General features: G+C 73.6%; 13 protein-coding genes and 3 pseudogenes. 7 read left to right on the top strand and 9 right to left on the bottom strand.

Annotated features, from left to right (window positions below; translation table 11 throughout):
• Window positions 1-74 precede the first annotated feature (74 nt).
• Window positions 75-1,184 (top strand): alpha/beta hydrolase-fold protein, encoded by a 1,110-nt coding sequence (locus tag OG715_RS40745; RefSeq protein ID WP_266272144.1) that lies wholly within the window; start codon window positions 75-77, stop codon window positions 1,182-1,184.
• A 33-nt stretch (window positions 1,185-1,217) separates the two neighbouring features.
• Here the strand turns inward: OG715_RS40745 and OG715_RS40740 are convergent.
• The 4 genes and pseudogenes from OG715_RS40740 to OG715_RS40725 all read right to left on the bottom strand — a co-directional run.
• A pseudogene (locus OG715_RS40740) lies at window positions 1,218-2,489 on the bottom strand (ABC transporter ATP-binding protein); the annotation flags it as partial.
• A pseudogene (locus OG715_RS40735) lies at window positions 2,485-9,192 on the bottom strand (amino acid adenylation domain-containing protein); the annotation flags it as partial. The pseudogenes OG715_RS40735 and OG715_RS40740, both read right to left, overlap by 5 nt.
• A gap of 412 nt (window positions 9,193-9,604) precedes the next feature.
• Complete coding sequence (gene ddaH, locus OG715_RS40730) at window positions 9,605-10,468, bottom strand: dimethylargininase (RefSeq protein WP_266272145.1); 864 nt, start codon at window positions 10,466-10,468, stop codon at window positions 9,605-9,607.
• A 187-nt stretch (window positions 10,469-10,655) separates the two neighbouring features.
• Window positions 10,656-11,285: a TetR/AcrR family transcriptional regulator gene (locus OG715_RS40725; RefSeq protein WP_266272146.1), complete on the bottom strand. Its 630-nt coding sequence runs from the start codon at window positions 11,283-11,285 to the stop codon at window positions 10,656-10,658.
• Between the two features lie 181 nt (window positions 11,286-11,466).
• On the opposite strand from OG715_RS40725, the gene OG715_RS40720 reads away from it, so the two are divergent.
• Window positions 11,467-12,183 (top strand): amino acid permease, encoded by a 717-nt coding sequence (locus tag OG715_RS40720; protein WP_266272147.1) that lies wholly within the window; start codon window positions 11,467-11,469, stop codon window positions 12,181-12,183.
• 116 nt (window positions 12,184-12,299) lie between these two features.
• A complete protein-coding gene (locus OG715_RS40715) occupies window positions 12,300-14,036 on the top strand; it encodes an amidase (protein WP_266272148.1) in 1,737 nt (578 codons plus the stop codon).
• Window positions 14,037-14,152: 116 nt separating this feature from the next.
• Here the strand turns inward: OG715_RS40715 and OG715_RS40710 are convergent, their stop codons facing one another.
• The 4 genes and pseudogenes from OG715_RS40710 to nagA form a co-directional block, all read right to left on the bottom strand.
• Window positions 14,153-14,710, bottom strand: a complete 558-nt coding sequence (locus OG715_RS40710; protein WP_266272149.1) for a 3'-5' exonuclease — start codon at window positions 14,708-14,710, stop codon at window positions 14,153-14,155.
• A gap of 643 nt (window positions 14,711-15,353) precedes the next feature.
• On the bottom strand, window positions 15,354-18,179 hold the full coding sequence (locus tag OG715_RS40705) for a TIM-barrel domain-containing protein (RefSeq protein ID WP_266272150.1): 2,826 nt from the start codon (window positions 18,177-18,179) through the stop codon (window positions 15,354-15,356).
• A gap of 338 nt (window positions 18,180-18,517) precedes the next feature.
• Window positions 18,518-18,919, bottom strand: a pseudogene (locus OG715_RS40700) (SIS domain-containing protein); the annotation flags it as partial.
• A gap of 219 nt (window positions 18,920-19,138) precedes the next feature.
• Window positions 19,139-20,311 carry an N-acetylglucosamine-6-phosphate deacetylase gene (gene nagA / locus OG715_RS40695; RefSeq protein WP_266272151.1) on the bottom strand — a complete coding sequence of 391 codons (1,173 nt, stop codon included), beginning with the start codon at window positions 20,309-20,311 and terminating at the stop codon, window positions 19,139-19,141.
• Between the two features lie 258 nt (window positions 20,312-20,569).
• On the opposite strand from nagA, the gene OG715_RS40690 reads away from it, so the two are divergent.
• The 4 genes from OG715_RS40690 (at window position 20,570) to OG715_RS40675 (ending at window position 25,133) form a co-directional block, all read left to right on the top strand.
• On the top strand, window positions 20,570-21,328 hold the full coding sequence (locus OG715_RS40690; protein ID WP_266272152.1) for a DeoR/GlpR family DNA-binding transcription regulator: 759 nt from the start codon (window positions 20,570-20,572) through the stop codon (window positions 21,326-21,328).
• A 622-nt stretch (window positions 21,329-21,950) separates the two neighbouring features.
• The gene (locus OG715_RS40685) at window positions 21,951-23,219 is read left to right on the top strand and encodes an extracellular solute-binding protein (protein ID WP_266272153.1); all 1,269 of its coding nucleotides are present in this window, start codon (window positions 21,951-21,953) and stop codon (window positions 23,217-23,219) included.
• A gap of 130 nt (window positions 23,220-23,349) precedes the next feature.
• The gene (locus tag OG715_RS40680; RefSeq protein WP_266272154.1) at window positions 23,350-24,279 is read left to right on the top strand and encodes a carbohydrate ABC transporter permease; all 930 of its coding nucleotides are present in this window, start codon (window positions 23,350-23,352) and stop codon (window positions 24,277-24,279) included.
• Window positions 24,279-25,133, top strand: a complete 855-nt coding sequence (locus OG715_RS40675) for a carbohydrate ABC transporter permease (protein ID WP_266272155.1) — start codon at window positions 24,279-24,281, stop codon at window positions 25,131-25,133. Before OG715_RS40680 ends, OG715_RS40675 begins: the two co-directional genes overlap by 1 nt.
• On the opposite strand, the gene OG715_RS40670 is transcribed toward OG715_RS40675, so the two are convergent.
• Window positions 25,126-25,971 carry a hypothetical protein gene (locus OG715_RS40670; protein WP_266272156.1) on the bottom strand — a complete coding sequence of 282 codons (846 nt, stop codon included), beginning with the start codon at window positions 25,969-25,971 and terminating at the stop codon, window positions 25,126-25,128. The two genes, OG715_RS40675 and OG715_RS40670, sit on opposite strands and share 8 nt — an antisense overlap.
• Window positions 25,972-26,073: the final 102 nt, after the last annotated feature.

The raw sequence follows: 26,073 nt of genomic DNA, 5'->3' as shown, positions 1-26,073 counted from the left end.
CCAGGTGACTTAGGTTAGGCTAACCTGGGTTTTGAGCCTAACGTTCTCCCTCCTCCCTCACAAGGAGCCCGGGCATGACCGATCCCGTTCCCGGCCCCCCGGCCGACCCCGAGCACCTCCTCGCCACGTTCGGGCTGCCCGGCCCGCCCGGCGGCGAGGAGTTCTGGGGCGTACCGGGCCCCGTCTGCGTCCCGGCCCCCGACGGCGGGTGGGCGACGCTGTTCCGGTGGCGCGGCGGCCCGGCGGAGGTCGAGTTCGAGAGCTGGTCGGCCCCGGTCCCGATGGTCCGCTGGCGCGGAACGGACTGCTGGTACGCCGAGGTGCGGATGCCCGCTCGGCTGCGGGTGACCTACCGGATCCGCGCGGGTGACGAGTGGTACGCCGATCCGCTCAACCCGTTCGGGGCCGGCGGCGAGCGGTCCATCGCCGCGACCCCGGACGCCCCGCCGCAGCCGCACTGGCCGGCCGTCGGCGCCGACGACGTGCTGCCGCTGCCGCCCACCCGGATCCGCTGGGTGAGCGGGCGGCTCGGCGGGCGGCGCACCGTCCGGGTCCACCCGGTGGCCGGCGGCGGGCCGGTGGTGCTGCTGCTCGACGGGGACGACTGGCTGTACCTGCACCCGGCCGTGACCGCCTTCGACGCGGCGGCGGCCGCCGGTGAACTGCCCCCGGTCACCCTGGTCTTCCTGCCGGCCGGGGACCGGCTCGCCGAGTACGCGTGCCGGCCGGAGCTGTGGGAGGCGGTGCGGGACGAACTGCTCCCCCGGGTGGCCGACTGCGGGGTGCCCGGGGACCCGGGGCGGCTGGTGGTCGCCGGGCAGAGCCTCGGCGGGCTGAGCGCGGTGTACGCGGCCCTGGAGTTCCCGGACCTGGTGTCCCGGGTCGCCTGCCAGTCGGGGTCGTTCTGGTGGACGCCGGAGGCCGCGGGCCTGGCTGACCCGCTGGGCGGGCCGGTCGGCGGCGCCGTCGCCGCGCGGCTGCGGGAGCGCCCCGCCCCGGCCGGGCTGCGGATCGCCTTCGACCTGGGCGAGCACGAGACCCGGATGCGGCCGCACTGCGAACTGGTGGAGGGCCTGGTCCGGCGGGCCGGTGCGACCGTGCGGGTGTCGCGGTCGGCCGCCGAGCACGACCGGGCGGGCTGGCGGCAGGCCCTGCTCAGGGATGTCGCCTGGGCCCTGGCCTGACAGCAGGGCCAGGGCCGGGCGGGAAGGGGGACGTCAGCGCGTCACCGCGAGGCAGTACGCCGGATCGGTGTCCAGCAGCACCCGGTGGGTCCCCTCGGCCTTGACCACGCCGCCGTCCAGGACGAGGACCCGGTCGGCGGCGTCCAGCAGCGCCGGGCTGCTGGTGATCACCACCGTGGTCCGGCCCCGCCGCAGCTTCGCGAGCCTGCGGGCGACGAGCTGCTCGGTGACGGCGTCCACGGCCGTCGTCGGGTCCCGCAGCACGAGCACCTCGGTGTCGGCGGCCAGCGCCCGGGCCAGCGAAAGCCGTTGGCGCTGGCCCCCGGACAGGTTCGAGCCCCGGTCGCGGACCTCGTAGTCGAGCCCCCGCCGGTGCAGGGCCACCACGTCGGTCAGCATCGACGCCTCGACCGCCTCCGGCACCGTCGTACTCGTCCCGGACGGGTCGATGTTCGAACGGAGCGTGCCCGCGAAGATCTCCCCGTCGTAGGGATTGACCAGGAGGTGCGCGCGGAGCGACTCGACCGACAGCTCCGCGAACGGCCGGCCGCCGACCCGCACCTCCCCCTCGTAGGACTCCGGCGGGACGGCCAGCGCCAGCACCGCCGCGAGGTCGGCCGCCGCCCGCGGCTGGTAGGCCGTGACCGCGGTGAACTCACCGGCCGGGACGTGGAACTTCACCCCCTGCAGGGCCCCGTACCGGACGCAGTCGATCTCCAGGCCGCCGCCCGGCACCGGACGCTCCTCCCCCGGCACCGCCACCGGCGGGGCCGACAGCACCAGGGCCATCCGCTCCGCCGAGGCCCGAGCCATCATCACGTACTTCGGCATGTCCGAGAACAGCCGCAGCGGCTCCATGACGAACTGCGCCAGCCCGACCGCCATCACCAGCTCCCCGATGTCGATCTGCCCGTCGAAGGCCAGCCAGCCGGCCGTCAGGGTCACCGAGACCGCGAGGACGGCGTTCAGGCCCAGGGCGGTGCCCGCGTAGACGCCGTTCACCCGGGCCACCGTGACCGCCTGCTCCTTCGCCTCCGTGCTGACCCTCCGGTAGGACCGGAACGCCGCGTGGTTGCCGCCGAAGCCGTGCAGCGGGCGCAGGCCGGTGATCAGGTCGGCGACCTTCGCCCCCGCCCGGGCCACCCGGGCCTGCTGCTCCTTGGTGCTGCTGCCGATCCGCCGGGACATCACGCTCAGGACCGAGAGGATGGCGACGGTCCCCACCACGACCAGCAGCCCGAGCCACAGGTTCGCCGTGCCCAGCGCCACCGCCGCGATCAGCACCGCGACCATGGAGCTGAGCAGCGGTGTCGGCCTTCCCGTTCACGGTGAGCGGGATGGCGTCGACCTGGGCGTAGTGGGTCGGGCGCAGGAAGTCCGGCAGTGCGGCGCCCACCTCGGCGGCGACCGCCGCCAGGTCGGAGCCGTCCAGCACCAGGTACGCGGCGAGCCGGTGGGCGCCGTCGACGTTCGGGTCGGGCTGGGCGACGGCGGCGGCGAACCGGACCGCCGGATGCGCCGCGAAGGCGGCCTCCACCTCGCCCGGCTCCACCCGGTGGCCGCGGATCTTGACCTGCTGGTCGGTGCGGCCGAGGTACATCAGATTGCCGTCGGGCCGCCGCAGCACCAGGTCGCCGGTGCGGTACATCCGCTCGCCGGGCGCGCCGAACGGGCAGGCGACGAAGCGGTGCGCGGTCTGGCCCGGCAGGCCCAGGTAGCCCCGGGCGATGCCGACGCCCGCGACGTGGAGCTCTCCGGGCACGCCGTCGGGCACCGGGCGCAGCCACGGGTCGAGCACGTACACCTCGGTGTTGTCGATGGCGACGCCGACCACCGGGTCCTGGCAGTCGAAGGTGCCGACGCCCAGGGTGTTGATGGTGTACTCGGTGGGCCCGTAGAGGTTGTAGCCGACCGTGCCCGGGGTCCCGGCGAGCCGCCGCCACAGGGTCGGGGTGACGGCCTCGCCGCCGAGCAGGACCAGGGCCGGGCGGCGCTCCGGGTGGTCGAGGAGTCCCTCGGCCAGCAGGTGCTGGGCGTACGTCGGGGTCACGTTGACCACGTCGATCGCGTGGTCACGGCAGTACTCGACCAGGGCGGGCGCGTCCCGGCGGAGTTCCTCGTCGCAGATGTGCACCTCGTGGCCGTCGGCGAGCCAGAGCAGTTCCTCCCACGACATGTCGAAGGCGAACGACACGGTGTGGGCGATCCGGAAGGTCCGGTGGCCGTGCTCGGCCAGGACCGGGGCGAAGATCCGGCGCTGGTGGTTGATCAGCATGTTGGTGAGGCCGGCGTACTCGGTCACCACGCCCTTGGGTTTCCCGGTCGAGCCCGAGGTGTGGATGGTGTAGGCGGGGTGCCGCAGGCGCCCCGGGTCGTCCGGGGCGAAGGTCGTGAACGGTGCGGCGGCCGGCAGCGGGCGGTCCAGTTCGACGAGCTCGGCGTGCCCGCCGGCCAGCCGCGGGGTCACGGCGCTGACGGTGAGGACCACGTCGGGGCGGGCGTCGGCGAGGATCGCGGCGATCCGCTCGTCCGGGTGGTCCAGCTCCAGCGGTACGTAGGCGGCTCCGGTGCGCAGTACGGCGAACAGGGCGACGATCGAGTCCAGGGAGCGCGGGAGCGCGAGCCCGACCGTCCGGCCGGGGCGGATGCCGCGTTCGACCAGGACGCCGGCCAGGGCGCGGCTGCGGTCCCGGAGTTCGGCGAAGGTCGTGCTCGCGCCGTGCGAGACGAGGGCCGTCCGCTCCGGGGCGCGGTCGGCCGCGAGGTCGAACCGGTCGACCACGGTGTCGGTGCCGATGTCGGTGCGCTCCCCGGGCACGGGGTCCGGTCCGAGGCCGGGCAGCGCGCCGACCGGCCCGGTCGCCTCGGCGAGGTCGGCGAGCACCCGCAGGTAGTCGTCGAGGAGGCGGTTCGCCTCGGCGCTGTCGCCGTGGCGGTGCTCCAGCTTGACGGTGAGCCGGTCGCCGGGGGTGACGACCCAGGTGAAGGGGTAGTGGGTGGAGTCGTCCGCCTTGACCTCGGTGATGCCGTGGCGGGTGTTCATCCCGGTGAAGGCGTCCGGGTCCAGGAAGTTCTGGAGCACGAACAGGTTGTCGAACAGGGTGTCGTGGCCGCCGGCGCGCTGGATCTCGCCGAGCCCGAGGTGCTCGTGCTCCATCGCCTCGACCCGGGCCTCCTGGACGGCGGACAGGTACGTCCCGACGGTGTCGGCGGGCCGGGCGCGGGTCCACATCGGCACCGTGTTGAGCAGCACGCCGACGACCTCGGAGAGACCCTCGCCCTCGCGGCCGGAGACGGTGACGCCGAACACCGCGTCGGCGCGGCCGGTGCGGGCGCCGAGGAAGAGGCCGAAGGCCGCGGTGAGGACGGTGTTCAGGGTGACGCCGTGGGCCTTGGCCGCCGTCCGCAGGAGGTCCGACCGTTCGGTGGAGAGGGTGCGCAGGAGCACGGGCGGCAGCCCGTCGGTGAGGGCGGGCGCCGGTCCGGCGAGCAGGGTGGGGCCCGGGAGGCCGGCCAGGTGCTCCGCCCAGAAGCGCTCGGCGGCGGCCCGGTCCCGGGCGGCGAGGGCCCGGGCGCAGTCCTCGAAGGCGGGCAGGGCGGGGCGGGTGTCCGGCCGCTGCCCGGCGAGCACGGCCTCGTAGGCGGCGAAGAGGTCGCGCAGTACGATCTCGCGGGACCAGCCGTCCCACAGCAGCAGGTGGTAGCTGAGCAGCAGTCCGTCGCGGCCGTCGGGCAGCCGGACCACGGTGAGCCGGACCAGCGGCGGTTCGGCCGGGTCGAAGCCGGTGCCCCGGTCCCGGGCCCGCAGGGCGTCGACTTCCGCCTCGGTGGACAGTTCGACGGTGCGGACGCCGACCCGGCCGCCGGTGCCGAGCAGCTGGACCGGGTTGCCGTCCTCGTCGGTGGTGAAGCCCGCGCCGACGACGGGGTGGCGGGCGGTCACCGCGGCCAGGGCCTCGGCGAGGGCGTCGGGGTCGAGGCGCCGGTCGAAGCGGAACCAGCTCTGCGCGACGTAGTGCCCGGCCGGGCCGGCCAGCTGGGCCTGGAAGTACAGGCCGCGCTGGAGCGGGGTGACGGGTGCCGTGCGCCCGGCCGTCCCGGCGGCGTCGGCGACGGCCTCCAGGGCCCGCAGCCAGTGGCCGGTGACGGCGTCGGGGACCTCCTCGGCGAGGGTGAAGGCGGCGTGCAGGGCGCCGGTGTCCTCGTCGGTCCAGGCGTTGACCTCGACGGCGTAGGGGCTGCCGCCGCCGTCGCCGGTGACGGTCGGGGCCTGCGACTCGGCGCCCCGGCCGAGGTAGTTGAAGAGCACCTGCGGACGGGCGGTCAGCAGGGGCGCGGTCTGCGGGTTGAGGTAGCGCAGCCGGCCGTAGGCGAGGTGCCCGGCCTCGTCGGGCTGGCGTTCGGTCAGCTCGCGGGCGGCGGCGACGGGGTCGGTGTGCGGGCCGAGCCGGACGGGGGCGACGGCGGTGAACCAGCCGACCGTGCGGGAGTAGTCGTGGTGCTCCAGGACCGGGACCCGGCCGTGCCGCTCCAGGACCGGGACCCGGCCGTGCCGCTCCAGGTCGACGGCGAGCTCGGTGGGCTCGGGCTGGACCGAGGTCAGCGCGGTGCGCAGGGCGCCGCAGAGCAGTTCGGTGAGTCCGAGGCCGAGGGCGGCGGGCGCGGTGCGGGTGACCCGGTCGGCGGGCTCGGGCGGCAGCACAACCGTCAGGTCGCGCAGCCGGCCGGGGGGCTCGGGCAGCAGCGGGGGCGCCTGGAGGGTGTCGGTCCAGCGGCCGAGGTCGCCGGTGTCGGCGGCGGCCCGCAGCGTCAGTGCCTCGGCGTACTCGGCGTAGGAGGTGGTCGCCGGGGCGAGGGCCTCCCCGCGCAGGGCGGCGGCGAGGTCGTCCAGCAGGATCAGCCAGGACACCGCGTCGACCGCCAGGTGGTGGACGGTGACCACCACCGTGCCGGTCGGGGCGAGCCGGGTGAAGGCGACCACCTCGCCCGCCCCGGGGTCGAGCCGGTCGGCGGCCTCGTCGGCGGCGGCCGCGGGGTCGTCGGTGTCGGCGGTGACGACGGTGGTCGTGCGGGCCGGTCCGGTCCGCAGGGTCCACACCCCGTGGCCGGTGTCGAGCCGCAGCCGCAGCACGGGGTGGGCGGCCAGTACCGCGCTCGCGGCGCGTTCGACGTCGGCGAGGGTGGTGCCCTCGGGCGGGCTCAGGGTCCGGGCCTGGGCGAAGCGGGCGAGGGAGCCGCCGAGTTCGCGCCGGCGCAGGACGATCGGCGTGGGCGGCACCGGCCCGACCCCGTCGGAGGCGGGGACGGGGGCGGAGGCGGGAACGGGAGCAGGTGCGGCGACGGTGCCCGGGAGCCCGGCGAGGGCCCGCGGCGTCCGGTGCAGGAAGACCTCGCGCGGCGCGATCCGCAGGCCCAGCGCCCGGGCCCGGTTGACCAGGGTGATCGCGACGATGCTGTCGCCGCCGGCCCGGAAGAAGTCGGTGTCGGCGTCCGCGCCGGGGTGCTTCAGGACCTCGGCGAAGATGCCGACGAGCGAGGAGAGCACCGGGCCGGTGAAGGCCCGGCCGACGTCCGGGGTGTCGTCCTGAGCTGCCCTCGCGACGAGGGCCGCCCGGTCGAGCTTGCCGTTGACGGTCAGCGGCAGGGCGTCGACCGTCAGGACCCGGCCCGGAACCATGTGCGCGGGCAGCTTGACCGCAAGCATCGCGGCGAGGTCGGCGGGTGCCCGGCCGACGAGATGCGCGACCAGGTGGTCGCCGGTGTCCGCCACGGTGACGGCGGCGTCGACCACCCCGTCCAGCTCGCGGAGCGCCGCCTCCACCTCGCCGGGTTCGATCCGGAACCCCTTCAGCTGCACCTGGTCGTCGGCGCGGCCGACGAACTCCAGCTCGCCGTCCAGCCGTCGGCGGGCGAGGTCCCCGGTGTGGTACATCCGGGAGCCGTCGCCGGTGAACGGGTCCGCCACGAACCGGCCCGCGGTGAGGCCCGGCCGGCCCAGGTAGCCGAGCGACACCTGCTCGCCGGCCACGTAGACGGCGCCCGTCCGGCCCGGCGGCACCGGCCGCAGCCGCTCGTCCAGCAGATGGGTGGTCAGGCCCGGGATCGGGCCGCCGATCGGGCTGACCGGCCCGTCGGGGCCGAAGTCCTCCTCGGTCAGCACCCGGTGGGTCACATGGACGGTGGTCTCGGTGATGCCGTACATGTTGACCAGCTCGGGCGAGGCGGTGCCGTGCCGCTCGACCCAGCCGCGCAGCCGCGCCAGGTCCACCGCCTCGCCGCCGAGCACGACCAGGCGCAGGGCGGGCAGGGGCGCGCCGGAGTGCCGGTCGGCCTCGACGAACCGGTGGAAGGCCGAGGGGGTCTGGTTGAGCACGGTCACCCCGCGCTCGCGGACCAGCCGGTGGAAGTCCACCGGGGAGCGGGTCAGCGCGTAGTCGGGCACCAGCAGTTCGGCGCCGTGCAGCAGCGCTCCCCACAGCTCCCAGACCGCGAAGTCGAAGGAGTAGGAGTGGAACTGCACCCAGACGTCGCCGGGCCCGAAGCCCATGGCCGGCCGGGTGTTGGCGAGCAGCGCCACCACGGCGGAGTGCGGGACGACGACGCCCTTGGGTCGGCCGGTGGAGCCGGAGGTGTGGATGACGTACGCGGGGTCGTGCGGGCCGGGCGCGGGTCCCGTGGCGGGGTCCAGCGGCATTTCCTCGCCCCGGACCAGGACCAGGGCCGGGACGCCGGCGCGCTCCAGCAGGGCCGTGAAGCGCTCCCGCTGCTCCTGGTCGACGAGGACGACCTGCGGAGCGGTGTCCACGAGCACGTACACCAGCCGGTCGTCCGGGTAGGCGGTGTCGAGCGGCACGTAGGCGCCGCCCGCGCTGACGATCGCGACCAGGGCGACGACCTGTTCCACCGAGCGCGGCAGGGCGACCGCCACCGGTCGGCCCGGCCGGACCCCGGCCGCGCGCAGTCCGGCGGCCAACTCCTCCTTGTCCGCTGCCAGTTCGCGGTAGGTCAGCGACCTGGTGGCGCCGTCGAGCGTGCACTCGGTGACGGCGGTGGCGCCCGGGTCCCGGCGGGCCGCGGCGTCGAACAGGGCGCCGAGGGTGGCCGGGGGGACGGGCACCGGGCGCTCCGCCGACGGCACCAGCGCGCCGACCGGGGTGTCCGGGCGGGTGAGCAGGCCGGTGAGGGTGCGGGTGAACCGGTGCAGGATCTCCCGGGCGCCGGCCTCCCGCAGCACCTCCCGGTCGTGGATCAGGGTGAAGCGGGTGCCCCCGTCGGGCGAGCGCTCGACCACCAGCGTCAGCGGGTAGTGCGGGGCGCCTTCGTTGGCCACGCCGGTGACGACGAGGGTGTCGCCGGGCCGGCGCAGGGCGGCGGTGTCGGTCGCCACGTCGAAGACCACCAGGGTGTCGAAGAGGGAGCCGTGGCCGGCCAGTCGGGCGGTCCTGGCCAGCGAGACGTGCTGGTGCGGCAGGACGGCGCCCTGGTGCTCGCGCACCGAGGCGAGCAGCTCGCGGGCCGTGGTGTCCTCGGTCCACCGGGCCCGCACCGGGACGGTGTTGATGAACAGGCCGACCATCTCCGCGAGGCCCGGCAGCTCGGCGTCGCGGCCGGAGACGGTGGAGCCGAGGACCACGTCCGCGGAGTGCAGCACGCCGCCCAGGGTCAGCGCCCAGGCGCTGTGCACGGCCGCGCTCGGCGTCACCCCGGCGGACCGGGCGGCCGCGTCGAGGTCGTCCGCCGCCACCGAGGTGTCGGCGAACCGGCCGGAGGAGGTGTGCCCCTCGGCCACCAGCGAGGGGCCGGGCAGTCCGGCGGGCTCGGTGCTCCACACCCGGTCGCTCTCCGCGGTGTCGAGTCCGGCGAGCCGCGCGACCCAGTCGGGGAAGCCGCCGACCGGGTAGGCCGCCCCCGGGGCGTGGTACTCGGCGAGCAGCGCGCGGAGCATCGGCGGCACCGACCAGCCGTCGGCCAGGATGTGGTGCACGGTCTGCACCAGGACGTGCCGGCCGGGCGGCCGGGCGCGCCCGCGGGCGCGCTCACCCCGGAGGCGCGCAGTGCGCCGGGCATACGGTTCGTCATGGGACGTGCCTCCCCTGTCGATCGATCGTGCGTCGTCGCACCGCACAGGCCGGTGACCGACCGTCGGTGTCCCCCCGATCGCGCCTTCGATTTAGGATCGCCTTACCTAAGTTGACAGTGAAGGCGGTGCTCCGCCCGACCTCCCGGGGGACTGTGGCGTGCAAACCGCCCGACCGAAGACCCGCCGGGCACAGCGATCGCGCCGCCACGCCCGGCGGCTTCTTCCTCCGGACCGCACGGATCCGCGGCGGGCCGGAACAGTCAGGGGCGCTCAGGCTCTGCGGGCAGGCCGAGCACGGCCCCGCCGTCGGACGGGGCCGGCCCGGTTCTCCGCACCACCGTCAGGAACGCAGCTCCAGCGTGCAGCACTTCACGCTGCCGCCCGCGTACAGCAGTTCCGTGAGCTCGACGCCGATCGGCTCGAACCCCCGCTCGCGCAGCTGCCGCTGGAGGCCGGTCACGGCGGCCGGCAGCAGCACATGACGGCCGTCGGAGAGCGCGTTGAGCCCGAACACCACGGCGTCCTCCTCGTCGGCGAGGATCGCGTCGGGGAAGAGCTCGCGCAGCACCGCCCGGCTGCCCGCGCTGAACGCGGCCGGGTAGTACATGACTTCGTCGTCCGACAGCACGGCCAGCGCGGTGTCGAGGTGGTAGAAACGCGGGCCCACCAGGGTCAGCCCGATGACCGGGACCCCGAAGAACTCCTGCGCCTCCGCGTGCGACCGCCGGTCGGTCCGGAAGCCCGACCCGGCGAGGATCCTGCGCCCCACCACCAGGTAGTCGCCCTCGCCCTCGTTGATGTGCTCGGGCCAGTGCGGCTCCCGGTAGCCGTTCCCGGCGAACCAGTTGAGGCAGGCGGGTCCTTCGGCGGTCCGCTCGACGTGCCGGAACCGGGCTCCCAGCACCTTCCCGTCCAGGACGGTGGCCCCGTTGGCCGCGAAGACCATGTCGGGCAGCCCCGGCGCCGGTTCGATGACCTCCACCGTGTGGCCGAGGCTCAGGTACAGCTCCCGCAGGGCGGTCCACTGGGCGAGGGCGAGGGCGGGGTCGACCGGCTTGCCGGGGTCCATCCAGGGGTTGATCGAGCAGCTGACGTCGAAGTGCAGCGGCTCGCACATCAGGAAGCGGCGCGGGGTCGCGACGCGGACGCGTCGTGCGGCGACGGCCTTGACGAGCGAGGTGGGGATCGTGTCCGTTGCAGGCATCTGGACCTCTGGTGAAAGTCGGCCGGTTCTGTGCGCGGCACCGGGATCGATCCGGGCCGCCCCTTCGGGAACGCTCCAACGTAGTTAGGTTACCCTAACCTCATCAACTCCCGCAGGCGTCCGTCCCGTTGTCGACCCGTCACCCGCCGCCCGTCACCCGAGGCGGAAGCAGGGCCGCCGGGTTCCGCTACCGGGTGCGGAGTTCCACTCCGTCGACCAGGAGGCGCAGCCCCAGTTCGAAGCCCCGGTCGTCGAGCTCCGTCGCGCCGCTCCCGTCGGCGTAGGCGCCGTCGAGGGCGTCCGCGAGGGCCGGGTACTCGGGCCGGTAGCCGGCCGGTTCCCGGGTGAAGCCGGCGCCGAAGGTCTCCAGGGCGGAGCCGAGGACGAGGAAGTCCAGGGCCGCGGCGACCTCCGCCGCGTCCGCCGGGCCCAGACCGGCCCGGCCGAGGAGGGCGAGCAGCGCGTCGTAGCCGCGCAGGGCGTTGTCCGCCACGACGCGGCGGCGCGCGAGCAGGGAGACCGCGTTCGGGTGCCGGACGAAGACTGCTCGGTAGCCGCGCGCGTAGGCGGCGAGGCCCGAGCGCCAGTCGGCGTCGCCCAGCGGCGCGTGGTCGATCTCGCTGTTGACCAGTTCGGAGACGGAGTCGACCAGGGCATCCTTGTTCTCGATGTGGTTGTAGAGCGAGGCGGCCTTGACCCCGAGCCGTTCCGCCAGCGCCCGCATGGTGAGGCCGTCGGGGCCCTCCTCGTCCACCACCTGGAGCGCCGCGCGCGCGATCCGCTCGCGGGTCAGCAGTGCCTTGCTCGGTCGGCCCACCGAAAGGTCCCCTCTTCCGCTCTTCGTGCTTCGGGGGCTATCGTGCCAGATCAACAGCGGACGCTAACAAAGTTAGTTTTATCTGGAGGGCGCAGCCCGTGGCCGAGAACACCCCGACCGACGACGACCGGCTGGCAGCACTCGGCTACCGGCAGGAGCTGAGACGCAGCCTGTCGGACTCGTGGTGTTCCTCAACGCGGTCGCGGTCGCGCTCGCCCACCCCGCCCCCGCCGAGGTGGTCGCCCGGCAGGACCTCGACCCGGTCACCACCGCCGTCACCCACGCCTTCGGCGGCTGGAGCGACAAGCCCTTCGTCCTGGTCGTGCTGATCAGCTTCACCGCCTGCCTGATGGCCTCCCAGGGCGGCGCCGCCCGCGGCCTCTACTCGCTCGCCCGCGACGACGTCTTCCCCTTCTCCCGCCAGATCCGCAAGGTCAACCGGCACCGGGCACCGATCGGCGGCCTCGTCGCCGCCGCGGTGGTCAGCTGCGCCGCGCTGCCGCTGGGGCTGAGCACCTCGGCCATCGGGAGCCTGATCACCTTCGGCGGCGCCGCCACCTTCGTGCCGTTCTTCGTGCTCACCCTGGTCGCCCTGACCGCACGCCTGCGCGGCCGCTGGACGCCCGCCGGGGCGGTCCGCTACGGGCGCCTCGGCACCCCGCTGAACCTGCTCGCGGTGCTGTGGACCGGCTTCGAGGTGGTCAACATCTGCTGGCCGCGCGCCGTCCTCTCCCCGGCCGGGGCGCCGTGGTACCAGATCTGGGCGGCACCGCTCGGCGTCGGCACGGTGACCCTCACCGGTCTCGGCTACCTGCTCGCGCGCCGCCCCGACCGGCGCATGGGCGAGGCCGACCGGGACCTCCCGCTCACCGAGGAGTTCGCACCGGCCGTCGTCTAGCCTCTCCGACTCCCGGGTTCTCGGGCGCCCCGGCCTCCCGGCCGGGGCGCCTCCGGCCCGTTCACCTGTTCCATCGACCGTTCCAGTTCCACCGAACCACCTTGGAGACGAACCCCATGACCCACCCGTTCGACGTCGTCGAGACCGGTATCGCCGACCTGCGGGCCGCGCTGGAGACGGGCCGGACCACCTCGGTCGGCCTGCTCGACGCCTACCTCGCGCGGATCGAGGCCTACGACCGGCCCGGCACCGCCACCGCGCTCAACGCGCTCGTCGTGATGAACCCGGACGCCCGCGCCGACGCCGCGGCCTCGGACGCCCGCCGCGCCCGCGGCGAGAGCCTCGGCCCGCTCGACGGCATCCCCTACACCGCCAAGGACAGCTACCTCGCCAAGGGCCTGACCGCCGCCGCCGGCTCCCCGGCGTTCGAGCACCTCGTCGCCCAGCGCGACGCCTTCGCGATCGAGCGGCTGCGCGCCGCCGGCGCCGTGCTCATCGGCCTCACCAACATGCCGCCGATGGCGAACGGCGGCATGCAGCGCGGCGTCTACGGCCGCGCCGAGAGCCCCTACAACGCCGACTGGCTGACCAGCGCCTACGGTTCCGGCTCCTCCAACGGCTCGGGCACCGCCACCGCCGCCTCGTTCGGCGCGTTCGGACTCGGCGAGGAGACCTGGTCCTCCGGCCGGGCGCCCGCCTCCTACAACGCCCTGTGCGCCTACACCCCCAGCCGGGGCGTGATCTCGGTGCGCGGCAACTGGCCGCTCGTCCCGACCATGGACGTCGTCGTCCCGCACACCCGCACCATGGCCGACCTGCTCGAACTGCTCGACGTCGTCGTCGCCGACGACGCGGACACCCGCGGCGACCTGTGGCGCACCCAGCCCTGGGTGCCGATCCCCGCGCCCTCGCAGGTCCGCCCGGACTCCTACCCGGCGCTCGCCCCCGCCGACACCTCGGCGGCCCGGGCAGCGCTCGCCGGGAAGCGCGTCGGCGTACCCAGGATGTACATCAACGCCGACCCGGACGCCGGGACCAACCCCGAGGGCGGCATCGGCGGCCAGACCGGCCAGCGGATCGACACCCGCGCCTCGGTGATCGCCCTGTGGGAGGAGGCCCGCCGCGACCTGGAGGCCGCCGGGGCCGAGGTCGTCGAGGTCGACTTCCCGGTGGTGACCAACTACGAGTCCGACCGGCCCGGCGCACCGTCGCTGAAGACCCGGGGCCTGATCGGCGCCGACTTCCTCGCCCGCGAGATCCTCGACCTGTCGGCCTGGGCCTGGGACGACTTCCTGCGCGCCAACGGGGACCCCGCCCTCCCGAGCCTCGCCGAGGTCGACGCCGACGCCATCTGGCCCAAGCACCAGGGCGAACTGCCCGACCGCTACGCCGGTTTCGACGACACCATCACCGACTACCCGCGCCAGGTCCGCGAGCACCCCTACGCGTCGGTCACCGAGATCCCGCTCCTGGAGCAGGGCCTGCGCGGCCTGGAGGAGACCCGCCGGACCGACCTGGAGCAGTGGATGGACGGACTCGGCCTGGACGCCGTGGTCTTCCCCGCCGTCGCCGACGTCGGCCCGGCCGACATGGACGTGACCGAGGCCTCCGCGGACCTCGGCTGGCGCAACGGCGTGTGGGTCGCCAACGGCAACCTCGTACCGCGCCACCTCGGCATCCCGACCGTGACCGTGCCGATGGGCACCATGGCCGACATCGGCATGCCGGTGGGCCTCACCTTCGCGGGCCGCGCCTACGAGGACACCACCCTGCTCCGCCTCGCCGCCGCCTTCGAGGCCACCGGCGACCGCCGCACCACCCCGCCCCGCACCCCCCGCCTCCCGGCCGCCTGACCGACCGGCAACACCACTCCCGCCCGGCCACGAACGGCCGGGCGGGAGCGAGCAGGTGGGCGGGCGGGAGCTCCGACGGGCCGGGGCCAGGTCCGACCGGGAGGTCACCGTGCCCGCTACGGCCAATCGCCGCGGGCCGCCAGGTCCAGGACCAGGGCGGCGATGTTCCAGGCGTCGTCGTCGCCGCGGTGGTGGCGGCCCTCCAGAGGGAGGCCGGCCACGGTGAGGGCCTGGGCCATGCCCGGCCGTCTGCGCAGGCCGTAGGAGGCGGTGAAGGCCACCTTCGCGTTGGTGTGGCGGTGGCCGAAGGGGTACTCCGTACCTGTCCGGCCGCACTGCCGGGTGAACTGGTTGCGGTCGTAGTCGCCCCAGCTGGCCCAGGGGATCGCACCGGTCCGGTGCAGGGCCGCCAGGGTCCGGCACGCCTCGGCGAAGGAGAGGCCGCCGGCCACCTCGGCCGGGGTCAGCCCTGTCAGTGCGGTGCAGAACGGGCTCACCTCCGACCGGGCCGGGCGCACCAGCAGTCGGTGCTTGGCGAGGCGCTCGCCCGCCCGCAGGTCGACCACGGTGAGACCGATCTCGATGATCTCGCTCACCTGGCCGGGCGGCGGCTGGCTCTCCCAGCAGGTCGCCTCGACATCGACCACGTTCACCAGGTGCGCGTTGACGTCCATGGGGCCGACCGTAGGGGCGGCGGCGGCCTCCGGTCATCCGGTTTTCCGGGCCCGGCAGGCGGGTTCGTGCCAGACGGTGCGCACGACCCTCGCGTCCCGGGTGAGGTGTTCGCTGGACCACGTCCCGCAGCAACCGCCCGCCCGGCGCGGCCGGGCCGGGGCCGGGGGCCGCGCGGCGCGGCCGTGCACTGCGGGAGCGGGCACGGCGGCGGGGGCAGCCGGACGGCGGCGTCGGCGCTTGTCCTGAGGTGTCGTCATGTCCGGGGCTCTGCCCACACCCGACGGGTACCGAACCCGACCTTCACTCGATCGAAGCATCTGTCCGATCATCGGTGGATCCCGGCGGGAGCGTTCCCGCCCGCCTGCCGCTCCCCCGGCCGCTCCTGGCGCGGGCCCCGGAGTCCGAGCGCTACGAACTCCCGCTCGCCGACGAACGGTCCACGATGACGATCTCGTCGGAGTCGACGAACTCCCGCTGGACGACTGGTCCAGGACGACAATCCCCTCCGATCCGGCGGAGGACCGGGGGGCACGGGCGCTCCTGCCGCCCGGCGACCGCCGCTAACGCCGGTACCAGCGGCAGCACCACCGATGGCCTCCGGTCCGGGGACCGGAGGCCATCGGGTCGCGACCCGGCCGGGGATCAGCCGGTGGCGGCTCCCGGTGGCGCCTTGGCGCCGGTGGCCGTGATCTCGGCCGCGCTGGTCCAGGAGCCCCGGCCGCCGGCCTCGCTCAGGACCCGCAGGCGCAGGTAGCGGCCGGAGACGGCGGTGAGGGACGCCTGTTGCGCGGCGGCCGTGTCGGCGAAGGAGCCGGTGGCCACCGGACTGCCCCAGGCGGTGGTGCTGTCGGAGACGTAGACCTCGTACCGGCCGATCCGGCCGTTGACGCCGCCGTCCTGCCGCGGCAGGTAGCCGAGGCCGTCGACGGCGTAACGGGCGCCGAGGTCGATCTGGATCTCGTGCGGCAGCGGGGCGGCGCCGCCGGACCACTTGGTGTGCCAGATGGTCGCGGGGTCGCCGTCGATCGCGTTGGCGGCGGCGCCGTTCTCGCCGGCCGTCTCCTGGCTGTCGGCGGTGACGACCTTCCAGCCGGTCTGCGGGATCGGCGCGGACCTCGTGCCGACCGGGGTCCCGGGCGCGGCGGTGATCCCGGCGGCGGTCACGGTGAACGCCTCGGACCGGCTGCCGGCCTTGATCCACAGCACTCCGGCGCGGTCGGCCGGGTCGTAGTACCAGCCGCTGCTCGCGCTGTCGTAGGCGGCCTTGCCGGCGAGGGCCGGGAGCGGTGCCCCGCCGACCGAGACCGAGGTGGGAGCGGTCGCGCTGTGCACGGTGAACTCGTAGCCGCGCGCGGCGGCCTTCCCGGTGTAACTGCCGTCGGCCGCGCCGACGCTGATGACGGCGTCGCCCCGGCCGGCGGCCGGCGCGTGCACGTCCACCCGCTGCCGGGCGTAGGCGCCGTTCTGGTAGGCGCGGGTCAGCCCGTCGTCCTCGTAGAGGCTGAAGGTGGAGTCGCCGCGCGGGTAGACGTCGTAGGTCAGGGTGGAGACGGCCTTCTCGCCGGTGTAGTTCATCTGCGGCCACATCGGGACGACCGCGCCCTGACGGACGAACAGCGGCAGGGTGTCGAGCGGGGCGGAGTAGCCGTCGAGCCAGCCGGGGCCCTGGTAGACCTTGCCGCTCCAGTAGTCGGTCCAGCTGCCGGCAGGCAGGTAGATGCCGTTGCGGACGGCGGTGTCGCTGACGACCGGTGCGACCAGGAGGGAGTCGCCGGCCATGAACTCGCCGGAGGTGGCGTTGCCCCGGGCCACCGGGTCGTCCGGGTACTCCAGTACCAGGGCCCGGGTGGAGGGCACACCGGTCTCGTTGGCGGTCCGGCCCATGGTGTAGAGGTACGGCATCAGCCGCATCTTGAGCTGCAGGTACTTGCGGTTGATCGACGCGTACGGTTCGGCGAACCGCCAGGGCTGCTTGTCCTGGTACCCGGCCGAGGGGTTGGTGGCGCCCCAACCGGACATGGTCATGAACGCCGGGGTGAAGGCCTTCCACTGGAGGTCGCGGACGTAGGTCTGCGGGCTGCCGCCGAAGATCCCGTCGATGTCGCCGGAGGCGTAGTTGAGGCCGGACAGGCCCGCGCCGGCGATCGAGGGGACGTGCCAGCGCATGGCGTCCCAGGTGCCGCTGGTGTCGCCGGTCCAGACGACGGCGTTGCGCTGGGTGCCGGCCCAGCCGTCGACGGTCCAGACGAACCGGCGGGCGTCCGAGTTGTCCTCGATGCCCGCGACGGCCTGCTTCACCCCGTCGAAGGCGTACTTGTAGCCGCTGCCGATCCAGGCGACGTCGGTCTTCACGGCGCGGGAGCCGGCCGTGCCGACCTCCTGATCGATGCCGGAGAGGCCGGTGGAGGTCCACAGGCCGGTCCGGAAGCCCTTCTCGTTCAGGGCGGCGACGGTGGACGGCAGGGCGGTGTAGCCGCAGCCGTAGCCGTCGTTGGGCAGGATCCAGCCCGAGGGCATGTCGGCGGCGCGGGCGTCGGCGGCGTAGCCGACCACGTCGGGCGTGGTTTGGTGGCGGGCGCGGTTGTGGTCGCCCTGGTAGTTCGGGTTGGAGGCGTTGAAGCAGTCGGCGTTGCCGAGTTCCAGGCCCCACATCGGGGCGAGGAAGGGCTTGCCGGTGACGTCGGTGTAGCCGTCGAGCACGTCCTTGAGCGAGTTGCCGGCGAAGTACCAGGCGTCGAAGCGCTTCTCGTCGTGGCTGAGCGCGGTCGGGGCGCGGAAGTCGTACGAGCCGGGTGCCCAGGTGTTGCGCATGACGCCGTAGCCGTTGGTGGACATGTAGAACGGCGCCGGGCTGGCGTTGGTGCCCTCGGTCCACTTGTTGGAGACCGCGACCGGGACGGTCCGGTCGCGCAGGGCCCACTCGCCGAGGTGCAGACCGGTGCCGTAGAACTGCTCGTCGGCGGCGCGGCCGAGGTACTGGGTGGTGCGGCCGGCGCTCCAGCTGGTCGGCTGCGACTCGGCCCACACCAGGGTGGTGTCGTCGGCCCGGTAGAGCGCGAAGGTCAGCGGCTTCTTGTTGATCCGCAGGCTGATGGCGGGGGTGCCGATCCGCCAGTACGCGCCGGCGTCGGTGAGGGTGGCGCCGACCGTGCCGAAGGAGGTGGTGGTCGCGAGGTCGGAGCCGGCCGGGTCGTCGGTGAAGGAGCCGTCCGGGGACAGCCAGATCCGGAACACGTCGGCGCGGGCGACGACGATCCGGGCGGCGGCGGCGCTGGACGTCCGGACGGTGAAGGTGTCACCGGCGCGGGTGACGGAGGCGGCGTTCCCGGCGGTCGCGGCCCGGGCCGGAAGGGCCGGGCCGAGCGCGGTCAGCAGGGCTGCGAGCAGGGTCAGGATCAGGGCGGCGGCCGTCCGGCGGTGGCGGACGGCCCGTGGTCGGCGGGTGGGTGGGGCGGCGGCAGCGCTCACGCTGTCCTCCTGGGGAGGGAGTGAGGAAGGCCCGCGCGGCGATGGGCCGCAGGCCGGGGAGGGCGGTGCCCCGCCATGACAGCAAGGGTCATGACATGTCGTCAAGTGCTTGAACTAAGGCTCTTTCGAGCAATATCGAGCAGAGATTTGCAAATCGCGAGCAGCCGGGGCTGCGGCGGAACGACCGACGGCCCCCGCGGACCGCGACGGTCCGACGGGGGCTGAAGGGAACCGAAGGGGGTGCGGGTCCGGCCGGCGGGCCGGTGGCCGCTACCGCGACACCCGGCCTCCTCCCGAACGCGGCACCCGGCGGACGGCCGGCATCCGGAGCGGGGCGGTCACGGCCGGTCCAGGATGATCGAGCGGGTCAGGTTGCGCGGCCGGTCCGGGTCGAGGCCGAGGGAGACGGCCACCTCGACGGCCAGCCGCTGGGCCCGCACCAGGTCGGCGAGCGGGTCCAGCGGGGAGACCGAGACGGTGGCGCCCAGGGCCCGGACCTCGCTCTCCAGTCCGGCGGGCGGGGCACCGGAGAACCAGACGGCGCTGGTGGGGGCGGTGACACTGACCGGCCCGTGGCGGTACTCCATCGCCGGGCAGGACTCGGCCCAGCGGTACGAGGCCTCGCGCACCTTGAGCGCCGCCTCGTGGGCGAGGCCGCAGGTCCACCCGGCCCCGAGGAAGGTGAACTGCTGTGCGGCGGAGGCCCCTTCGGGCAGCGGCTCGGCCAGCGCCAGCTCGGCCTGGTGCGGCAGGTCCGCGGGGCGCCAGATCGAGTGCGCGCCGCCAGCAGTCGGGCTGGCTGGCGATCTCCACGTCCACATGGCTCACAGCTGTCCTCCAGGCAGGTTCTGCTCACACATGCTTAATCTATAGACCTTTGGGCCAACTTTGCGCAATATCGATCACCAGTGCGCAGTCCTGAGCTTCTCGGGGACGGCCGTTCGTGGTGCCGGGAGGGGTCAGGCGGTGGTGATCGGGGCGAAGCGGTCGCCGCCGGTGATCCACTCGCCGCGGCGCATGACGGCGACCAGGTCGTAGCCGGTGGAGTCGACGACGACGAGGTCGGCGAGCTTGCCGGTCTCCAGGGTGCCGACCCGGTCGGCGAGGCCGAGCAGTCGGGCGGGGACGGTGGAGAGCGACTCCACGGCCTGGCTCAACGAGAGCCCCCCGACCGTGACACAGCGGCGCAGCGCCCGGTCCATGGTGAGGGTGGAGCCGGCGATGGAGCTGCCGTCCGTGAGCATGGCGACGCCGTCCTTGACCTCGACCTGGAGCGGGCCGAGGGGGTAGAGGCCGTCGCCCATGCCGGCGGCGCCCATGGCGTCGGTGATGAGGGCGACCCGGGAGGCGCCGACGGTGCCGTAGGCGAGGTCGAGCACGGACGGGTGGAGGTGGACGCCGTCATTGATGAGTTCGACGGTGACCCGCTCGTCCTCCAGCAGGGCCACGATCGGGCCGGGGGCGCGGTGGGCGATGCCGGGCATGGCGTTGAAGAGGTGGGTGGCGACGGTGGCGCCGGCGCCGATCGCCTCCAGGGTGCGGCCGTAGTCGGAGTCGGTGTGGCCGACGGCGGCGATGACGCCGAGGTCGGCGAGCATCCGGACCGAGTCGAGGCCGCCGGGAAGTTCGGGGGCGAGGGTGACCATTCTCGCGTGGCCGCGGGCGGCGTCGACGAGCTTGCGGACCAGGGCGGGGTCGGGGTCGCGCAGCAGGTCGGGGCGGTGGGCGCCGCAGCGGTTGCGGGAGATGAAGGGGCCCTCGAAGTGGACGCCGGCGACGACGCCGTCCTCGGCGAGTTCGGACAGGACGGCGGCCTGGCGGGCGAGGTCGTCGATCTCGCCGGTGACGGTGGAGGCGACGGTGGTGGTGGTGCCGTGCTCGAGGTGGGTGCGGGCGGCGCGCAGGGCCTCCTCGGCGATGCCGGAGGCGTAGGAGGCGCCGCCGCCGCCGTGCACGTGCAGGTCGACGAAGCCGGGCACGACGGTGTACCCGGTCAGGTCGAGGTCGCCGGGGGTGGCGGTACCGCCGAGGCCGGCGATCCGCTCGCCCTCGACGGCGAGACGGCCGTTCTCCACGACGCCGCCGGGCAGGACCAGCCGGGCGCCGGACAGTGCGAGCAGGTCCGCGGTCACGCGGTCACCTCCGGGAGGAGGACGCGGGCCACCGCCCTCCCGCCCCGCCGGTCCGGTCGTGGCGGCGGGCAGCGGGCGGGCGGCAGCGCGCGTCGATCGAAATTGTTCGCTGTGCCGGGTACTTTAATCAGTTCCGAGCAACTTGACCCCAGGGCCGACTTGTCACATACCTGCCGCCCTGCCAGCGCCGGAGCGCCGTTCCCAGGCTTCCGGAGCCACCGCTGCGGTACGGACCAAGCCTCGTCTAGACTCCCGGACATGCTCAAAGCTGACCGGACCGCCAAGATCCTCGCTCACGTCACCGAAGCGGGGAGCGCCGACGTGCACGCGCTGGCGGAGCTGCTGGGCGTCTCCACCGCGACGGTCCGCCGCGACCTCCAGGAGCTCCACGACCAGGGTCTTCTGCACCGCACCCGCGGCGGCGCGGTGACCGGCACCGTCAATCTGGAGCTGCCGCTGCGCCACCGGCACGGCAAGCGGCAGGCCGAGAAGCGCCGGATCGCCCTGGCCGCCGAACGCCTGGTGCCGGAGGGCGCCGTGGTCGGCCTGACCGGCGGCACCACGACCAGCGAGCTCGCCCGGGTGCTCGCCGAGCGCGGCGGGGTCACCATCGTGACCAACGCGGTCAACATCGCCGCCGACCTGATCGTCCGACCGGAGATCCGCCTGGTGGTGGTCGGCGGCATCGCGCGGTCGGCCAGTTACGAGCTGGTCGGGCCGGCCTCCGAGCGGATGCTCTCGCAGTACCACCTGGACGTCGCGTTCATCGGCGTCGACGGCCTCACCGCCAGCGAGGGCTGCACCACGCACGACGAGATGGAGGCCCACACCGACCGGGCCTTCCTGCGCAGTGCCGCGCGCTGCGTCGTGCTGGCGGACAGCAGCAAGGTCGGGCTGGTGACCTTCGCCGCGATCTGCCCGCTGACGGACATCCACGACCTGGTCACCGACGACGGACTGACCGGCGCCCAGGAGAAGGCCGTCACCGGCTGCGGCGTGCGCGTGCTGCGCGCCTGACCCCGGTCGGCCGCTCGCCCGACCCGCCCACCCCCGACCCACTCGCCCCCGGCCCCGGATCCGCGACGGCCGGGGGCTCCGACGTATGCGCACCGACGAACGCGCGTGCCGACGTGCACACTCCGTGCTTTTGCACCCCTTGCAAACAAATTTGAGCAGAGGGCCGCGCCCCGCTCCCCCACCCGGCCGCCCGCCCGCTCCGGAGCCGGAACCCGCCGGTCGACGCGATCCCCCGCCCACCGGCCCCGGGGGTCGCTCCATCCACTCCGACCAGGCCGGACAGCACATCTGACGGTGCGTCCGAGACTTCCTTCGGGAGCAGCCGAGCCGTCCGGCAGGCGTCACGTCCGCAACGGTCCGGTAACAGCAACTAGACCGCCCGGCGCCCCTCGTGAATACTTCCGTGAACAACGGGCGCTTCACATTTGCGCAAACCTGGCTGTCTTCAAGCACAATCAAGCAGCCATGGCCGGTCGCGGCCCGTTCGACAGCCGACAGGTGCCCGGAGCGGTGGCCTCCCCCAGCCCCCGCGACGCACCGGTGCGGTGCTCGGCTTCTGCACTCCCAGGAACGAACCCACCCCTCGCAGCACGGGTTCGCAGGACGAAGGCGGTACACGGCCATGAACAAGCGGCTCCTCGGCATCCCCCTGCTGTGCGCCAGCGCGGCGCTGACGCTCACCGCGTGCGGCAGCGGCGGATCCAGCGGTTCCGACGGCGGGAAGGTCACCCTCAAGCTGGTCGCGGCCGACTACGGCGACAAGGCCTCCAACAGCTCCAAGGGCTACTGGGACGGCGTCGCCGCCGCCTTCACCGCGGCCCACCCCGACATCAAGGTCGACGTCCAGGTCATCAACTGGAACGACATCGACAGCCAGGTCAAGACCATGATCCAGAGCGGGAACGTCCCCGACGTCCTGCAGACCGGCGGCTACGCCGACAAGGTCGCGGACGACCTGCTCTACAAGGCCGAGGACGTGCTCTCCACCGCGACCAGGGCCAACCTGATCGCCACCTTCGCCGACGCCGGCAAGGTCAAGGACACCCAGTACGGCATCCCGTTCGTCTCCTCCGCCCGCGCCTTCTTCTACAACAAGGCCCTGTTCCAGCAGGCCGGCATCGCCCAGCCCCCCACCACCTGGGACGAACTCAAGGCCGACGCGGAGAAGATCAGGGCGAAGGTACCGGGCGTGACCCCCTACGCCCTGCCGCTGGGCCCGGAGGAGGCCCAGGGCGAGAGCATGATCTGGGAGCTCGGCAACGGCGGCGGCCACACCGACCGCAGCGGCGCCTACACCGTCGACAGCCCCGCCAACGTCGAGACCTTCGGCTGGCTGAAGGCCAACCTGGTGCAGCCGGGCCTGACTTACGCCAACCCCGCCACCACCGACCGCAAGACCGCCTTCGCCGACTTCGCCGCCGGCAAGACCGCCATGCTCAACGGCCACCCCTCGCTCATCTCCATGTCCACCGAGGGCAAGGTCGACTACGGCGTGGCGCCCATCCCCGGCAAGGCCGGTCCCCTCAAGTCCACCCTGGGCGTGGCGGACTGGACGATGGCGTTCAAGAAGAACGGCCACGCGGCGCAGATCAAGGCCTTCCTCGACTTCGCCTACAGCAAGGAGAACACCCTCAAGTTCGTCGAGACCTACAACCTGATGCCCGTCACCCAGGACACCCTGAAGGAGATGAGCACGGGCGGCAAGCACAAGGACCTCGAACCCTTCTTCACCCTGCTGCCCGGCGCCGCCTTCTACCCCCTGGGCGACACCGCCTGGGACAAGGTCTCCGCCGAGCTCAAGAAGGGCATCGGCTCCGCGGTCGCCGACGACCCCGCCAAGGTCCTGGGCGACCTGCAGAAGAAGGCCCAGGCCGCGGTCGCCGACAAGTAGCCGGCCCGCGCCCCCGGTTCCACGGCACCGCACCCGCCGCACCCGCGGTTCCCGCCGCACCCTCCGGGCGGCGCGCGCCCTCCCGCGCGCCGCCCGGCCGGCGGGGCCCACACGCCCGGAAGGCACCCTCGTGTCCCTCAAGTCAGCTGCCCCACAAGGCCGGAGGGCCGCCCGGCGCCCGGCCGGCCGGTCCCTCGCCGCCCGGCTCGGCCCGCTGCCGTGGATCGGACCGGCCGTCCTGCTGATCGTCCTGGTGGTCCTGTGGCCGGTCTACGAGATGGTCCGCACCTCCTTCCTGCGGATCAGCACCAGTGGCTTCGTCCGCGGCTCGGCCGGACTCGACAAGTACCGCAAGCTCTTCGACGAGCCCGACCTCGGCCGGGTGCTCGTGCACACCGTGGTCTGGACGCTGGCCGTGGTCGGGCTGACGATGCTGCTCTCGCTGGCCCTGGCCCAGCTCTTCGACCAGCGCTTCCCCGGGCGCCGCTTCACCCGCTGGGCGCTGATCGCGCCCTGGGCGGCGTCGGTGCTGATGACCTCCATCGGCTTCAAGTGGATGCTCAACCGGACCTCGGGGGTGCTCAACACGCTGCTCGCCGACCTGGGACTGATCGACGGCCCCCGGGACTGGCTCGGCGACCCGGACACCGCCTGGCCCTGGATGATGGTGGTCGCGGTCTTCGTCTCGCTGCCCTTCACCACCTACACCCTGCTCGCCGGCCTCCAGACCGTCCCCGCCGAACTGCACGAGGCGGCCCGGGTGGACGGCGCCACCGCGTTCCAGACCTATCTGCGGATCACCCTGCCGCTGCTGCGACCGGCCTTCCTGGTCGGCCTGGTGATCAACCTGATCAACGTCTTCAACTCCTTCCCCGTGATCTGGGGCATGACCCAGGGCGGTCCCAACAGCGACACCGCCACCACGACGGTGTTCATGTACCAGTTGAAGAACACCGACATCGGCGAGTCGGCCGCCATGTCCGTCGTCAACTTCGCCCTGGTCGTCCTGATGGTGCTCCTCTTCCTCAGGGTCAGCCGGTGGAACCAGGAGGAGAACTGATGTCCCGTCGGACCGAGCTTCCGCGGGCCCGGCGCGAGCCGATCCGCCCCCGCACCCTCGTCGTCGCCGCCGTCGCCTGGGGGCTGGCCGCGCTGTTCCTGCTGCCGTACCTGGAGATGGTGGTCACCGCCGTCCGGCCCGCCGACGAACTGCGGGACGCCGGCTACCTGCCCAGCCACTTCGCCTGGTCCAACCTGGTCGACGTCTGGCGGGACTCCACCCTCGGCACCAACCTCCGGGTCACCCTGCTGGTCGCCGGCGGCTCCACCCTGCTGGCCCTCGCGGTGGCCCTGCCGGCCGCGTACTGCACCGCCCGCACCCGGTTCCGGGGCCGCAAGCTGTTCCTGCTGCTCGTCCTGGTCACCCAGATGTTCCAGCCGACAGCACTGCTGGTCGGGCTCTACCGCGAGTTCCACCAGCTCGACATGCTCAACTCGGTGTGGACGCTGATCCTCTGCAACGCCGCGTTCAACCTCGCCTTCGCCATCTGGATCCTCACCGCGTACATCGGCTCCATCCCGGTGGCGCTGGAGGAGGCCGCGATGCTCGACGGGCTCGGCCGGTTCGGCACCCTGCGGAAGGTGGTGCTGCCGCTGGCGATGCCCGGCATCGTCACCGCGGTCGTCTTCACCTTCATCTCCGCCTGGAACGAGTTCGTGATGGGCCTCACCCTCACCACCCGGTCCGACAGCCAGCTGCTGACCGTCGGCATCAACAGCTTCGTCGGCAACTACACCGTCCAGTGGAACTTCCTCTTCGCCGGCTCGGTGATCGCGATCCTTCCGGTGGTGGTGCTGTTCGCCGTCATCGAGCGCCATGTCGTCTCCGGCCTCACCGCCGGTTCGGTCAAATGACCGACGTACCGGCGGTGGACGCGCGGACCGCCGCGGGGAAGTCCTTGCGCTTGATCTTGGCCCGGCGGCCGTCGGGATGGTGGAACACGATGCCCTCCGCGAGCGTCCCCGGGGCGTAGCGGCTCTCCAGGCCGGCGAGGAACTCCCGCAGGCCGTCGTAGCTGCGCGGCACGGCGGCGTACACCGGCGCCGCCAGGTCGAACGGCACGCACAGGTGGTCGTCCAGCTCCAGCGGGTTGCCCTGGATCCGCGGCCCGAGGGCCTCGCAGGCGTGCTCGCCGTCCGGCCAGGCGGTCACGTCGGTGTTGTCGGCCGCGGTCAGGATCCAGCGGTCCTCGGGCCCGTGCCGGTCGGTGTCGACGTACCAGCCGTCGACGATGCCCTGCTGCTTCTGCGCCTTGCTCGGGTTGCGCCGCTTCTCCACCCGCACCAGGTGCCCGCCGCGCACGGTCAGCCGCACATTGGTGCCGTCCAGCTTCTCCGTCGGCGCGCCCTCCCCGGCGAAGACCCAGGCGCACTCGGCCCGCGGACGGTCCATGACGCGGAAGTCGCCGTCGCGCTCGAACAGCGTGGGGATCTTCTCCATGACCTGCCTCCCTCTCCTGACCTGCCCGACCAGTTCCTCGTGGGTGATCGCCCCCGTGGCCAGCCCGCTCGCCAGGGCCCGCACCAGATCGGCGACCGAGACCTCGGCGTCCACGGCGACGCGCTTGAGCGCCTTCTTCTCCTCCGGCGAGATCCACGCGACCAGCCGTGACCACCCCTCGGGCGGAGTCCAGCGCGCCAGTCGTTCCGGATCCTTGCGCGGCCGGCCGCGCCGCTTGGGCTCTTCCTCCATGACCGCGAGCGTAGGAGCTCCTTTGATGTTGTGTCAATTGGCATAACAGTAATTCGCTCGGCACGGAGACGCGTTCGAGGGCGGCGAGGCCGGGTCGGCCCC

Origin of the sequence: Kitasatospora purpeofusca (assembly GCF_036010405.1) — a bacterium.
Classification (GTDB): domain Bacteria; phylum Actinomycetota; class Actinomycetes; order Streptomycetales; family Streptomycetaceae; genus Kitasatospora; species Kitasatospora purpeofusca.
The sequence above is the reverse complement of the archived record's forward strand: the minus strand, read 5'-3'. Positions and strand labels throughout refer to the sequence as shown.